The organism is Nitratireductor sp. OM-1 (genome assembly GCF_003296175.1).
GTDB lineage: Bacteria > Pseudomonadota > Alphaproteobacteria > Rhizobiales > Rhizobiaceae > Nitratireductor > Nitratireductor aquimarinus.
Genome location: NZ_CP029208.1, coordinates 3,786,541 through 3,799,947, shown reverse-complemented (window position 1 = coordinate 3,799,947; position 13,407 = coordinate 3,786,541). Strand labels below are relative to the sequence as shown.

Annotated in this window: 15 protein-coding genes; 9 read left to right on the top strand and 6 right to left on the bottom strand. The window is 62.4% G+C overall.

The genetic code is table 11. From position 1 onward, the window contains the following. The first annotated feature begins 36 nt into the window (after nucleotides 1-36). The 4 genes from DEJ54_RS18110 to DEJ54_RS18095 all read left to right on the top strand — a co-directional run bounded on the left by DEJ54_RS18110 (nucleotide 37) and on the right by DEJ54_RS18095 (nucleotide 4,187). Entirely contained in the window at nucleotides 37-609 is a 573-nt protein-coding gene (locus DEJ54_RS18110; protein ID WP_113155790.1) for a helix-turn-helix domain-containing protein, read from the top strand. 2 nt (nucleotides 610-611) lie between these two features. After that, entirely contained in the window at nucleotides 612-1,154 is a 543-nt protein-coding gene (locus DEJ54_RS18105) for a GNAT family N-acetyltransferase (protein ID WP_113156384.1), read from the top strand. A gap of 146 nt (nucleotides 1,155-1,300) precedes the next feature. Next, nucleotides 1,301-2,533 (top strand): OpgC family protein, encoded by a 1,233-nt coding sequence (locus DEJ54_RS18100; RefSeq protein ID WP_113155789.1) that lies wholly within the window; start codon nucleotides 1,301-1,303, stop codon nucleotides 2,531-2,533. Nucleotides 2,534-2,600: 67 nt separating this feature from the next. Beyond that, entirely contained in the window at nucleotides 2,601-4,187 is a 1,587-nt protein-coding gene (locus DEJ54_RS18095; protein ID WP_113155788.1) for a glucan biosynthesis protein, read from the top strand. Between the two features lie 6 nt (nucleotides 4,188-4,193). Here the strand turns inward: DEJ54_RS18095 and DEJ54_RS18090 are convergent, their stop codons facing one another. Beyond that, nucleotides 4,194-4,700, bottom strand: a complete 507-nt coding sequence (locus DEJ54_RS18090) for a DUF2938 domain-containing protein (RefSeq protein ID WP_113155787.1) — start codon at nucleotides 4,698-4,700, stop codon at nucleotides 4,194-4,196. 171 nt (nucleotides 4,701-4,871) lie between these two features. On the opposite strand from DEJ54_RS18090, the gene DEJ54_RS18085 reads away from it, so the two are divergent. After that, the gene (locus DEJ54_RS18085; RefSeq protein ID WP_113155786.1) at nucleotides 4,872-5,534 is read left to right on the top strand and encodes a metalloregulator ArsR/SmtB family transcription factor; all 663 of its coding nucleotides are present in this window, start codon (nucleotides 4,872-4,874) and stop codon (nucleotides 5,532-5,534) included. Nucleotides 5,535-5,537: 3 nt separating this feature from the next. Here DEJ54_RS18085 and DEJ54_RS18080 read toward each other — a convergent pair whose 3' ends face one another. Further along, nucleotides 5,538-6,107 (bottom strand): DUF2239 family protein, encoded by a 570-nt coding sequence (locus DEJ54_RS18080; protein ID WP_113155785.1) that lies wholly within the window; start codon nucleotides 6,105-6,107, stop codon nucleotides 5,538-5,540. Between the two features lie 157 nt (nucleotides 6,108-6,264). Here DEJ54_RS18080 and DEJ54_RS18075 point away from each other — a divergent pair, with 157 nt between their 5' ends. Beyond that, nucleotides 6,265-6,828 carry a histidine phosphatase family protein gene (locus DEJ54_RS18075; protein WP_113155784.1) on the top strand — a complete coding sequence of 188 codons (564 nt, stop codon included), beginning with the start codon at nucleotides 6,265-6,267 and terminating at the stop codon, nucleotides 6,826-6,828. A 50-nt stretch (nucleotides 6,829-6,878) separates the two neighbouring features. Here the strand turns inward: DEJ54_RS18075 and DEJ54_RS18070 are convergent, their stop codons facing one another. Next, nucleotides 6,879-7,343, bottom strand: coding sequence for a GNAT family N-acetyltransferase (locus DEJ54_RS18070; RefSeq protein WP_204360830.1), 465 nt, complete (start codon nucleotides 7,341-7,343; stop codon nucleotides 6,879-6,881). 283 nt (nucleotides 7,344-7,626) lie between these two features. Here DEJ54_RS18070 and DEJ54_RS18065 point away from each other — a divergent pair, with 283 nt between their 5' ends. The 3 genes from DEJ54_RS18065 (at nucleotide 7,627) to DEJ54_RS18055 (ending at nucleotide 11,777) form a co-directional block, all read left to right on the top strand. Then, on the top strand, nucleotides 7,627-8,055 hold the full coding sequence (locus DEJ54_RS18065; RefSeq protein WP_113155783.1) for a GNAT family N-acetyltransferase: 429 nt from the start codon (nucleotides 7,627-7,629) through the stop codon (nucleotides 8,053-8,055). Between the two features lie 112 nt (nucleotides 8,056-8,167). Next, nucleotides 8,168-10,993 (top strand): excinuclease ABC subunit UvrB, encoded by a 2,826-nt coding sequence (gene uvrB, locus DEJ54_RS18060; RefSeq protein WP_113155782.1) that lies wholly within the window; start codon nucleotides 8,168-8,170, stop codon nucleotides 10,991-10,993. A 262-nt stretch (nucleotides 10,994-11,255) separates the two neighbouring features. Next, complete coding sequence (locus tag DEJ54_RS18055; protein ID WP_113155781.1) at nucleotides 11,256-11,777, top strand: hypothetical protein; 522 nt, start codon at nucleotides 11,256-11,258, stop codon at nucleotides 11,775-11,777. A gap of 27 nt (nucleotides 11,778-11,804) precedes the next feature. Here the strand turns inward: DEJ54_RS18055 and DEJ54_RS18050 are convergent, their stop codons facing one another. The 3 genes from DEJ54_RS18050 to DEJ54_RS18040 form a co-directional block, all read right to left on the bottom strand. After that, entirely contained in the window at nucleotides 11,805-12,191 is a 387-nt protein-coding gene (locus tag DEJ54_RS18050; protein WP_113155780.1) for a GFA family protein, read from the bottom strand. Between the two features lie 67 nt (nucleotides 12,192-12,258). Further along, complete coding sequence (locus DEJ54_RS18045; RefSeq protein ID WP_162742340.1) at nucleotides 12,259-12,876, bottom strand: DUF6875 domain-containing protein; 618 nt, start codon at nucleotides 12,874-12,876, stop codon at nucleotides 12,259-12,261. 8 nt (nucleotides 12,877-12,884) lie between these two features. Continuing rightward, a complete protein-coding gene (locus tag DEJ54_RS18040; protein WP_113155778.1) occupies nucleotides 12,885-13,406 on the bottom strand; it encodes a hypothetical protein in 522 nt (173 codons plus the stop codon). Nucleotide 13,407: the final 1 nt, after the last annotated feature.

Here is a 13,407-nt window from a genome sequence, read left to right as displayed (position 1 = left end):
CTTGACGGATTTCATATATGGGATAATTTCTCAAATATGGATTCTGTCTCGATACCCGATCCCACGATTGATCAGCGCATTGCCGAGCGCCTGCGGGCGCTGCGTCAGGAGCGTGGCTGGTCGCTTGACGATCTTGCCGGTCGCAGTGGTGTCAGTCGCGCCACGCTTTCGCGGCTTGAAAATGCGGAGGTGAGCGCCACGGCCAATGTGCTGGGCAGGCTCTGCGCTGCCTATGGCATGACGCTCTCGCGGCTGATGCATCTCGTGGAAGATGATTTCCCGCCGCTGGCGCCACGCGCGGCGCAGGCGCTTTGGGAAGATGCGCAGTCCGGGTTCGTTCGCCGCGTCGTCTCGCCACCGGCCCGTGCGCTTGCCGGAGAGGTGATGGAGGGGTGCCTGCGTCCGGGCGCTTCCGTCTCATATGATGGTCCGCCGCGCCCGGGCCTGGAGCATCATCTCGTCATGCTTGAAGGTGCGCTCCGCATCACGGTCGATGGTGCTGTTCATATGGTTCATCCGGGCGATTGCCTTCGCTATCAGCTGCGCGGTCCCAGCCGTTTCGAGGCCGGGAGAGAGGGCGGCGCGCGCTATCTCCTCTTTACGGTGTGACCATGCAGGATGCCGCCGCCTTTTCGATTGATCGCCTCGACGCTTCGCAGGCTGAAGGCATGCTGCCCGAACTGGCGTCCCTTCTTCATGCATGCGTGCATGGCGGGGCAAGCGTCGGCTTTGTCCTGCCCTTTGCTGTGCACGAGGCGGAGGGCTTCTGGCGTGAAAAGATCCTGCCTGCGGTCAGATCCGGTGATCGCGTGCTGTTCGTGGCGCGACAGGGGGCGGTGCTCGCGGGAACGGTTCAGCTTGTGGTGGACATGCCGCCCAATCAGCCGCATCGGGCAGAAGTCTCCAAGCTTCTGGTCGGTCCGGCGTTCCGTCGTCGCGGGCTCGCCCGGTCTTTGATGCTCGCGCTCGAGGCCGAAGCCCGCATGCGTGGCCGCAGCCTCATCACGCTCGACACCCGCACGGGCGACAGCGCCGAGCCGCTTTACGCAGCACTTGGTTACGCGGTTTCGGGCGTCATTCCGGATTTTTGCCGCGATCCCTTTGATGATCGTCTCGATCCAACGACGGTGATGTACAAGCGGTTGGAGGTCTAGGGTCAGGGCCCTGTTTTCCGTAGGCGGACGGTGCTCCACCTCACGCGCCTGATACCGTTGCGAACAGATCGTGATGGCGTTGATGGAACCCGCACATGGTACCCGCGCTTGTCCACGGGGGTGGTTCCAAGTCTGCGGAAGAGAATATGCGACGCCTGGAAATACTGGACGGCATGCGAGGATATTTCCTCGTCTTCATGGTGTTGAACCACCTGACCTTTGCCGGCGGATATCTGCTGGTCAAATTCAATCACGGCGAACTGGGATATGTGCAGGATGCGCAGGGCTTCGTGTTCCTGTCCGGCCTACTTGTCGGCATGGTCTATGCGCGCCGCATGCTCCGCGATGGTTATGCTGCGGGTGCGGCGAAGGTAAGAAAGCGCGCTTTCGAGATCTATCGCTATGCGGTGGCCTGCCTCGCCATCGTCTTTCTGCTCGGCTTCGTGCTCAGCGCCTCTTCCACCTATTGGGAGCCGTGGCTCTGGGATCTCGCCGACCACAATCCGTTCTATGCGCTAGCCTCGCTGCTTCTGCTCTACCAGCCCACCTATATGGATATCCTGCCGCAATACATCGTCTACATGCTGGTGTCGCCGCCGCTGATCTGGCTTTGCGTCACAGGGCGCTGGATGTGGGTTGCGGCACTGTCCGCGTTTCTCTGGGCGGCCGTTCAGCTGGGCCTTCATTTCCCGGTTGCAGGCGGCATTCGCGCGCTGCTTGATGAGGTGCATGAGGGCGAGATGTTTCGCACGGCCTTTAATGTGCTTGCCTGGCAGGCGGTCTTCATGTCGGGCCTCGTTCTCGGTGCGCTCACCGCCACCGGCAGGGTCGACTGGGAAAAGGTGATGAACCCGAAACGCACGGCGCTCGTCTGGCTGGCCTTCGCTCTGGTGCTGGTCTTCATGGGTTTCCGCTTCGGTTTCACCTTCAAGCTTCTGCCCGAGCCGATGATGGAGCGCTTCAGGAGCCTCGACAATCGAACCGAGTTCAGCTTCGTCTATCTGGTGAACTTCATGGCCACCGGTTACCTCGTGGCCTGGATGGTCATGGCGGGGTCACTCGCGGACAACCGGATCGTGCGGGCGCTCGGCAATGGTCTGCGCTGGATCTTCAGCCTTTCCTTCCTGCGGCTGATCGGTCGCCATTCACTACAGGTCTATGCCTGGCACGTGATCGTGATCTACCTCCTGAAAGGGTTCGAGCATCACTATGGTCCGTTCTCGGAGTGGACCAAGACGGCGATTGCGCTCTCGGCCATCGCCTCGCTTGCCGTGCCGGCGCTTTATCGCGAGCGCGCAACCTATTTCAGCAGGGTTCCTTTTCTGCGTGACCGGGCCTCGTCTGATGACGTGAAAGCCCGGGCCGCACCCGCCAGGTGATCCGCCGTCCGGCGGTTCACGCAATTTCACTCCAGCATTTCATGAATGAGCAAGGGACTGTACATCCATGACCGATCTTAACCGACGGGATTTTCTTTCGTTCGCGCTGTCGTCTTCTGTGGTCGCAGGACTGTCGGGCAGCGCGTTTGCCGCAGCCGAAGCGCCGGGGCTGACCTTCGGTCCCGCAAAGACCTTCAGCTTCGATGCACTGAAAGAAGAGGCCGGGGCGCTGGCTGCGGCCCCGTGGCAGGATGGCCGCTCGCCCCATGGCGAGATCCTTGAGCAGATCGATTACGACGCCTTTCAGAAGATCCGTTTTCGCAAGGATCATGCGCTCTGGGCGGATGGGAAAGGCGGTGCGCCGGTGCAGTTCTTCCATCTGGGGCGCTACTTTCAGGAACCGGTTCTCATGCATGTCGTGGAGAATGGCGAGGCGCGGGAAGTGCTTTACCGGCCGGATTATTTCGATCTGCCCGAAGATCATCCCGCCCGCGGACTGCCCGACAATATCGGTTTCTCCGGCTTCCGCCTGCATGAGCCGTCGCAGAAGACCGACTGGCTGGCATTCCTCGGCGCATCCTATTTCCGGTCTTCAGGCGCGCTGAACCAGTATGGCCTCTCCGCGCGTGGTCTTGCCATCGACACGGCCCTGCCGAAGCCGGAGGAGTTTCCCCGGTTCAGCCGCATCTGGCTTGAGCGCGTGGAGGGAGAGCCGGACCGTGTTCTGGTCTACGCGCTGCTCGACAGTCCCGGCATCACCGGCGCATATCGTTTTGACTGTGCGCGGGGCGACGGCCCGGTGATGGATGTCTCGTCCTGGCTCTATCCGCGCAAAACCGTCGAGCGGCTGGGCGTTGCGCCGCTCACCTCCATGTACTGGTATTCCGAAACGAACCGAAAACAGGCCGTCGACTGGCGTCCGGAAATTCACGATTCCGACGGGCTTGCCATCTGGATGGGCAATGGCGAGCGCCTCTGGCGGCCGCTCAACAATCCGCCCGAAACCGTCACCAATGCGTTCATGGATGAGCGCCCGCGCGGTTTCGGCCTGCTGCAGCGCGATCGTGATTTCGACCACTATCAGGATGACGGCGTCTTCTACGAGCGACGTCCCTCTGCCTGGATCGAGCCGGTCAATGAGTGGGCTTCCGGTCAGGTGCAGCTTGTCGAAATTCCCACCGATGACGAGATCCACGACAACATTGTCATGTATTGGGTGCCGGATGCCCCGGTCGAGCCGGGCAAGCCGCTCCAGTTCGATTATCGTCTTTACTGGACGGCCGACGAGCCTTTCCCGGCAGAGCTCGGGCGCGTCATGGCGACCTATACCGGCACTGGCGGCATTCCCGGCCAGCCGCGTCCGGAAAACACGACCCGCTTCGTGGTTGACTATCGCGGTGGAGAGGTGGGCGCGCTGGAGCGCGGCGATGCCGAGCCGGTGGTCGATCTCTCACGCGGCAAGGTGACGCTGGCGGACGCCCATCCCGTTGTCGGTCAGCCGGGCCTCTACCGCGCTTTCTTCGATGCGCGGATTGAGGGTACGGACCCCGTCGATATGCGCATGTATGTGAAGGGCGGGGATGACCGCGCGCTGACCGAGACATGGCTCTATCAGTATTTCCCGAACCGGGATGATGTCAGAGGCGGGGCCTGATCCGGCTCATCCTCCGGTGAGCCAGTTCGCGCCAAGTGCGGCCAGATAAAGCCCGACACCGAAGGAGGTGTGGGCGATGAGGCTGCGCAGTCTTGCCGTGTTGGGCGCTGGTGTCTTCGCTGCGGCGATGCCCGCGCCCATGCCGGGCTGCAGGATGAGAAAGGGCGCAAGCACGGTTATGATGCCCATGGCGAGTGCGGGCAGAAAGCTCGGCTGGCGCGCCCAGCCCAGCCCCGCCATTGCGATCAGAATACCGGCGAAGATCACGCCGATGGCATAGTGTGCGGCCCAGCCGATGGTGCGCTCGCCGGGGATGGGTCGGGCAGCGCCGATAGCCTGATGGCAAAAGGTTCCTGAGCCGAGATGTCCGATCCAGCGTCCCACCATTGCGTAGTTGAGGGCGGGAATGCCGAAGGCCCGTTTCTGAAACAGCGCCCATAGATCCATGAAGGCGGTAGCGCCCACGCCGATCAGAAATGCGCGTACGCTGAACTCGATTGCTTCGGCCGTCATGCTTGTTCCGTTTTCTCGTTGCCCTGACCGGGCGTTGCTTTTTTTGCCGCACATGGCCGTGTCCCGCGTTTGGGAGGGCGCACGCAGCAGCACATTTCACTTGGTGAAAGCACTTCACATAAACATTCAATTGTTTTATTGATTGATTGCGTAATGAAGGAGGACTTGTCAATGGCGGATCGAACCGGGCAGCAGCTTTATGCCCAGGCGGCGGAGCTTGCCCGCGCGCTCGCAAGCCCGCACCGCATTGCGCTCTTGGAGCATGTTGCTCAGGGTGAGCGCCCGGTGGAGCGGCTCGCCGCGCTGACAGGGCTTTCCATGGCCAATGCCTCGCAGCATTTGCAGCATCTTCGGCGTGCCGGCCTCGTTCGGGCCCGGCGCGAGGGCAAGAATGTGCTTTATCGTCTGGGGGAGGGGCCGGTGGTGCCGCTTCTGGCAGCCCTGCGTGCGCAGGTGGCGCACACCCATGCCGAGGTTATGGCGCTGGTCACCGGGGGCGAAAACGGCAAGGGGGCGGTGGAAACCGTCTCGCGTGACGAGCTTCTTTCGCGCCTGCGCGACGAGACGGTTCTTTTGCTCGATGTCCGCCCGGAGGAGGAGTTTGCGCAGGGGCATCTGCCCGGTGCGGTGAATGTGCCGCTCGATGCGCTGGAGAAGCGCCTTGCCGAATTGCCGCGCGACCGCGAGGTCATCGCCTATTGTCGCGGTCCTTATTGCATGCTGTCGCTGGACGCCGCCCTTCTGCTCCAGCGTGAAGGGGTGGCGGCCAGCCGTCTTTCCGATGGTTTCCCGGACTGGAAAGCGGCTGGCCTGCCTGTTGAACGACTGAACTGAGTTTCAGTTCGTGTCGAAGGCTGGCGCCGCCAGGCGCTCCAGATGTGTTCTGAGATCTTTCGGCCAGCCGCTGATCCGGCTCTTGAAGGTTTTTGCATCGCCTGCATAGAGCGCGCGCGCCGCTTCCTCGTAGCCGGGTTTGTCGCCGAGCATCGCCATCATGAACCTGTCAGCCGCGGTCTTCGCCCTGCGGATCTGCTCGCGCGGCATATCGGCTGTGCGGGCCGCGTCCACCAGTTTGCGCAGGGTTGCCGACGCGCCGCCGGGCTGTTCACTGAGCCATTCCCACTGGCGCGGCAGCAAGGTGATCTCACGGGCCACCACGCCGAGCCTCGGGCGCCCCGGCGCGCGTTTCTCGGGCGCTGCCTCCTGCGGTTTCGGGGCCAGCCGCTCCAGAACCTCGGCCTCGCTGCCCGTCAGGTTGAAGTCGGTCTGCCGGCCAGTCGCATCATTGAAGATAAACACATCCGCGCCGGGATAGTCGCTGAGCAATGCTTTGGCTGCCAGGGCAACCTCCGTTGCGGTGCCGCTGGCGAGAAACTTCTCGCCATGAAAACCTGTGAAGCTGGACATCGGGGTGGGGCTCCGTTGAATGTGGGATGGCTTTTACCCGGGTATAATATTTCTATCAATATACCCGGATAAAATGCAACCTTGACGCTGGCTGAGCATCTGTGCCTAGCGTTCTGGCGCGCTTGAAAGTTAATTCAGTGCGTTTCTTGGAGGGCGAATGAAAGAGCTTCTGCTTTTGCGGCATGCGAAATCGAGCTGGGAAGAGCCCGGCCTGAGCGATGCCGAGCGTCCGCTTGCGCCGCGTGGACGACGCGCCGCGCCACGCATGGGGCGAGAACTCGCGCAGCGTGGCTGGTTCCCGGATCTGGTGCTGGTGTCGCCGGCGCGCAGGGCGCAGCAGACATGGCGACTGGTCTCGTCGGCGCTGAAGGGGCCTGCTCCGGCGATTGGCGATGGAAGCGGGCTTTACATGGCAACGCCCGGGCAATTGCTGGCTGCTCTCCACAAAGTGCCGGAAGAGGCGGGGCGTGTGCTCGTCGTCGGGCACAATCCGGGCATGGAGGACTTCGCCAGCCTTTTGGCCGGAAACGGCTCCGGGGAAGACGCGCTGGAGCGCATGCGCGAGAAATTCCCCACCGCTGCGCTTGCCCGGTTCGCCTTTGATGGACGGTGGGACGCTCTGGCCTTTGGCGGTGCGCGACTGCTCCATTTCATGAAGCCGAAAGATTTCAGCGCATCGGCCCGAAAATCGGAATCGATTTTCGGAAAGCACGGTGCGTAGGTTCAACAGGTTAGAGCGTCCTTTGTGCGTCCGAATGGACGCACGGCGCTCTAGCTGACAGCCGGCGCAATCGAAAAACGATAGATCGTTTCGTCCGTGTCGCTGCTTTTCTCGATGTTCTCCGCACCGGCGGCAATGATCGCTTTTGGCCAGAAGATGTGTGCTGCCTGATTGCCGGCCATCATGCTGACCTCCCACGCGCCGGGGTGCCGGTGCATGGTGCTCACGGCCATCGACCGGCCAAGTCCTCTGCGGCGTGCGTTCGACAGAACCGCGAACTCCGCCATGGAGAAGGTGACGCCATCTTCCTCCAGCGCCCGCACGAATGCGAAACCGGTAACGGTCTTGCCGTCGCGGAAGAGATAGGGCCAGCGCCTGTCGGTCTCCTGCCAGTAGAGGTCCAGATAGGGATAATCGTCATCGACGCCGCCATGGGGCGAGAGTTCTTCAAGGTATTCCCGCAGCATCCGGTCGATCATCGGCCTGTCGGTGTTTTTTGCGAGGATCAGTTGCATGAGAAGTGGCGCTCGACTGTTTTTGTGGCGCACAGCATATCACCCTCACGTGTCCGCGCGTGGCTTCTGCAAGCTTGCCTTTCCTACATGATCGCGCTAGATCGCGCCAAAATGTGTGGAGGTTTTATGTCCCGGTGAAGCGGGGGCGGGTCTCGCCCCGGAAATGGATGATGGATGGCGCAGTTCCGTCCCGCGCATCCGTTTCGCTTTCAAACCAAATTATTCTGCAGTGCGCGTGTCGTTGTCGACGCGCTTGATGCTGCATAGCTGGACATAAACGAAAATGATCAAGACCTATCAACCCGGCGTCGATGACGACGCCATTGTCGACATCTGGCTCAAGGCGAGCCGGCTCGCCCACGCGTTTCTGGATGATGATTTCCTGACGCGCGAAGCCGACAACATCCGCAATGTCTATCTGCCCATGGCTGACACCCGCACCGTTTGGGCGGATGACCGGCTTGTCGGCTTCATCTCGCTTCTGGGCAACCAGGTGGGTGGCCTCTTTCTCGACCCGGATTGTCACGGTCGGGGGCTGGGCCGGGCGATGGTGGACGATGCGGTTGCGCGCATGGGCGCGCTGGAACTCGATGTCTTCGTGAAGAATGACATCGGCAGGCGCTTCTATGAACGCTACGGCTTTGCCGAAGTGGAGCAGCGCATCGACGAACCCACGGGCGAGCCGGTTCTGCATCTGCGCTACCCGGCCTGATATCCGGACAGGCGGGGGCTCCTGACACCCTTGTGTCAGGAGCTGTGCGGGGTGATGCTTTCCCCATGCGTCACCCCTTTCCATTTGGGGGCAGCGATTCCATATTCAGGGCATGGCCAAATCATCCGAGAAGAAGAATGGCGGCTTCGCCGAAGCCCCGCAGCCCGAGCTTTCGGGCACGCCGCTGACCGGTTCCATCGCGGACTGGGCAAGCGAGATTGCGCAGGAAGCAGAGAAGCCCGCGCCGGCGAAGGCCAGGGACAAGGCGAAGAAACCGAAGAAAACGGCTGAGCGTTCCGCCGGCGGCTCGAAGACCGCGCGCGGCACCTCCATGGGCGGCGCGGCCTCTGCGCGAGAGCGCGCGGCTGCCGGCATGATGCCCGTCGCCGGTCTCGACGTCACGCTGGAGGAGGCCGAGGGGCTGTCTTCCTCGGGCGTTACCGCTACGGTCGCCGCTCTTTCGCGGCTGATCGAGGGGGGCGATCCCAACCTTCAGTCCAACTGGACCCCGCACCGCCCCTCCCGGCCAGCAAAGTCGGAAGGCGGCGTGCCGATCAAGATGGTCACGGAGTTTACGCCCTCCGGCGACCAGCCGACGGCCATTGCCGATCTGGTCGCGGGCGCGAACGAGAACGAGCGCACCCAGGTGCTGCTCGGTGTTACCGGCTCGGGCAAGACTTTCACCATGGCCAAGGTGATCGAGGAGACGCAGCGCCCGGCCATCATCCTCGCGCCGAACAAAACGCTGGCCGCCCAGCTCTATGGCGAGTTCAGGTCCTTCTTCCCCGACAATGCGGTCGAGTATTTCGTTTCCTACTACGATTACTATCAGCCGGAGGCCTACGTTCCGCGTTCCGACACATTCATTGAGAAGGAATCCTCGATCAACGAGCAGATCGACCGCATGCGCCACTCGGCCACGCGCGCGCTGCTCGAGCGCGATGACGTGATCATCGTCGCTTCCGTGTCCTGTATCTACGGTATCGGCTCTGTCGAAACCTACACGGCCATGACCTTCCAGATGCAGATTGGCGACCGGCTGGACCAGCGACAGCTTCTGGCCGATCTGGTTGCCCAGCAATACAAGCGTCAGGACATCAATTTCGTGCGCGGCTCCTTCCGGGTGCGCGGCGACACGATTGAAATCTTTCCTGCCCACCTTGAGGATCGCGCCTGGCGCATTTCCCTCTTTGGCGATGAAATCGAGACCATCACCGAGTTCGATCCGCTTACCGGCAAGAAGACCGGCGACCTGGAGTCGGTCAAGATCTACGCCAACTCGCACTATGTCACGCCGCGCCCCACGCTGAATCAGGCCGTGAAGGGCATCAATGCCGAGCTGAAACAGCGTCTGGCGGAGCTTGAGCGCGCCGGCCGTCTGCTGGAGGCGCAGCGCCTCGAACAGCGCACCCGCTTTGATCTGGAAATGCTGGAGGCCACCGGCTCCTGTGCCGGCATCGAGAACTATTCGCGCTATCTGACCGGCCGTGCGCCGGGCGAGCCGCCGCCGACCCTGTTCGAGTACATTCCCGACAATGCGCTGGTCTTCATCGACGAGAGCCACGTCACCATTCCGCAGATCGGTGGCATGTATCGCGGCGACTTCCGCCGCAAGGCGACGCTTGCCGAATACGGTTTTCGTCTGCCCTCCTGCATGGACAACCGTCCGCTGCGCTTCGAGGAATGGGACGCGATGCGCCCCGCCAGCGTCGCCGTTTCGGCCACGCCTGGAAACTGGGAGATGGAGCAGTCTGGCGGCGTGTTCGCCGAGCAGGTCATTCGCCCCACTGGTCTCATCGATCCGCCCGTCGAGGTGCGTCCCGCCAAGACCCAGGTGGACGATGTTCTGGGCGAAATCCGCGAGACCGCAGCCAAGGGCTATCGCACGCTGGTGACCGTGCTGACCAAGCGCATGGCGGAGGATCTCACGGAATATCTTCACGAGCAGGGCGTGCGCGTGCGCTACATGCACTCCGACATCGACACGCTGGAGCGCATCGAGATCATTCGCGATCTGCGTCTTGGCGCGTTCGACGTTCTGGTCGGCATCAACCTTCTGCGCGAGGGCCTCGACATTCCCGAATGCGGACTTGTCGCCATCCTTGATGCCGACAAGGAGGGCTTTCTCCGCTCCGAAACATCGCTCATCCAGACCATCGGCCGTGCGGCGCGTAATGTTGATGGCCGGGTCATGCTCTATGCCGACCGCATCACCGGTTCCATGGAGCGCGCGATGGAGGAGACCAACCGCCGCCGCGACAAGCAGCTCGCCTATAATGAGGAGCACGGCATCACGCCGGCTTCCGTCAAGAAGAACATCGCCGACATTCTCGACTCCGTCTATGAGCGCGACCATGTCCGCGCCGATATCGGCGGTCGCGGCAAGGGCGAGGACCTCAACAACCTCGTGGGCAACAATCTTGCCGCACATCTGGAGCATCTGGAGAAGGCGATGCGCGATGCGGCTGCCGATCTCGACTTCGAGGAGGCCGCGCGCCTTCGCGACGAGATCAAGCGCCTCAAGGAGACTGAGCTCGCCATCATGGACGACCCGCTGGCCCGCGACGCCGGTGTGGAGAACACGCAGAAGTCCCGCCGCGACAAGGCGCGCAGCAGGAAGGCACCGCAGAAGCAGGCGCAGGGTGAGGGGGGAGCGGCCTCCGCTTCCTCTCTCTTCCACAAGCCGGATCTTGATGAGATGGGCACGTCCGGCGCGCATGCCGTGCCGGCTGGCAAGGGGCTCTTCCGCAAGAACGATCTGGATGAGATGACGGTCGGGCGCACGGAAAAGCCGGTCCGCAAGCCGGTTCCGCAGAAGCCGGAGGATGACGCCAAGCCCGTTCGACGCCACAAGATCGGCCTTGGCTCTTATGAGGACCCGGCCGACGACCGCGCCCGCAAGCGCCGGCCAGGCAAGACTGGGCGGCCGGGACGGTAGGGAGCTGGGTTTTCACGGTGGTGCGTCAGGGGACGGACGTTTCATCTGTGGTCGGTGCCAAGCGCCCCCGCCCTTCGACAGGCTCAGGATGAGGGCTGTTGAGATGAGGCTCAGGATGAGGGGTCTTGAGATGTGAAGCGTCCCTCTTCGGGGCCTCCGCCAGCGTAGAAGTAACCCTCATCCTGAGCCTGTCGAAGGGCGAGGGTGCCTGGCTCTATCCAGTACGGACGGGCATCCTAAAGCGACTGAAATCGAGTGCATCATGAAACCTATTCTTGCCTGCGCCTTCGCGCTTCTTCTGTCGGGCGCGGTGGTGGCGCAGCCGATTGATGATTTTGATTCACTGTCCACGCCGGAGCTGATTGACGTCGCGCCGGAGGCACATCCGGCTGCACTCTACGTTCTTTCTTCGCGCCTCATGGCGCAGGGGCGCGGACTGGATGCGGCAAAGTGGATGTATGCCGGCCAGTTGCGCTACCGGTTTCTTGTAACGGCGCTCGGCGATGCCGGGCAGGATGAAAACATCCTGCTTTCCGCACTGACGGAATCCGTCGGGCGTCCGGTGAACGAATATATCGCCGCCGATCCTGATGAGTGGATCGAGGCGATGAAGTGGGCGCTGGACTGGGACGCCGCCCATGGTAATGCCCTGACCTCGAAAACGACCCATGCCTCCGATCTCGCCGCGATCCGCTTGGGACTGCGCGACCTGATCGTGCAGGTGGACGAAAACCGCGATCTTATCCGCAAGAGGCGCAGGGAAGCTGGTCTGCCTGTCCGATGAGGGACGGGCGCCGGATGCGGGGCCGGTTCAGTGTGGCTGGTCGTCTTCCCGGTTCCGCTCGTATCGTTCTTCAACCGGAAAGGGCGGGAGCCAGGCCTCGCGCCTGATGCTCCACAACTCATAGGAGGGGCTCAACTGGCTGGGTTCGTCCAGCGTGCCGAGATGCACTTCGGTTTCGTCGCCGGTCTTGGCGAAAACGGATGAACCGCAGCGCGGGCAAAAATGCCGCCCCTCATACTCGCGTGTCTCGCCGGTGATGGTCACCCTGTCCTGCGGGAAGACCGCCGCAGCATAGAACAGCGCGCCATGGTGCTTGCGGCAGTCAAGGCAGTGGCAGATCCCGACCCTGTCGGGCTGGCCCTTCGCTTCGACGCGCACGGCGCCACACAGGCACCCTCCTGCAAAATGATCCATGCCGCCTTTCCTTCGCTGTCGATACGTTGCGCGAACTCTGACGCCTGATCAGAAAGGCTGCAAGCGTTCACGGGGGCTGTGAGGCAGGGGGGGAGAGGGGCTGGTCTGTCTCAGCGCTTGCCCGCCAGCTTATGTAATCCTGAAGCAGATCGGCTGAACGGCTGAAAAACCGCCCGTCACCGCGCCTTTGCGCGCTGCGTATCGAGATCAGCGGGAAAGGGGCATTTGGCATTACCTGCCGGTGTTTTGGGGAATGACTGTCTTCGCCGGGCCAGAACTTGCCGAACATGAGGCCGGCTTTCGTGTAGTCCCGCTTCAGTGGCCAGTGCAGCGCGCCGAGAAAGGATGCGTGATCGGTGTTTTCCGGCAGGCCGGCAAGCAGAACATTGTAGCAGAGCAGGCGTCCCGGAACGCGGTCAAGCCTTCTGCGCTCGGCAAGGAAAGCGTGGGTCAGACCGTGGAGAGCATCACGAAAGAGCTCCAGATGCGCCGTGCCGGCGGCGCATGTGGGGTCGTATGTGGGGGCGCATGCGGCGTCGCGCTGCGCCAGCTTGAACGTTCTGATCGTGCCCGCAGCCCGTGCCTGCTGGATGAAGGGGCAATAGCGGGCGGAGGCGGTGAGGAAGCCGTCAATCTCGGCTCCTCCCGTCTCCGCAAGACGCATCCGTGCCCGGACTTTGCGCATTGCCAGGCCTACCCGCCGCGCGAGGAGGTTTTCTTGTCCTTGTCGCTGTCGCGTATCGGCTTGGGAGGTGCTGTCTTCCCGCTGTCCTTGCCGTCGTCCTTTGGCCTGCGTTCCATCGGATCGGGCTGAAGCGGGCTGCAATCCCACGAGGCGATGACCATGCCGGTTCGCAGATAGTGGTCACGGGCAGGGCGGTCCACCGCGCCGGCCTCATTCATGAACCAGATTTCGGGCAACTCTCCAAACCGCTTTTCATATTCAGCAGTCCATGAAATCAGCCCGTGACCCTTGCCTTCGGCATGGATGATGCGCCGGCCGCATGCCTCGATGCAGAACCGGTCATAGGCTTCATGGGCTTTCGAAGAGGATGTGCCCGGCGCGGCGGTCTCGCTGCCGGGCAACATGTCGTGCCAGTGTCTGTCGATGCGCTCCGACCACATTTCGATCGGGCGGTCGAGCGCGACATGGAGTTGAAAGAAGCGCGCCAGTTCTTCGGCAGCTGCTGCGTGATGTGTGTCTTGTCCGGGCATT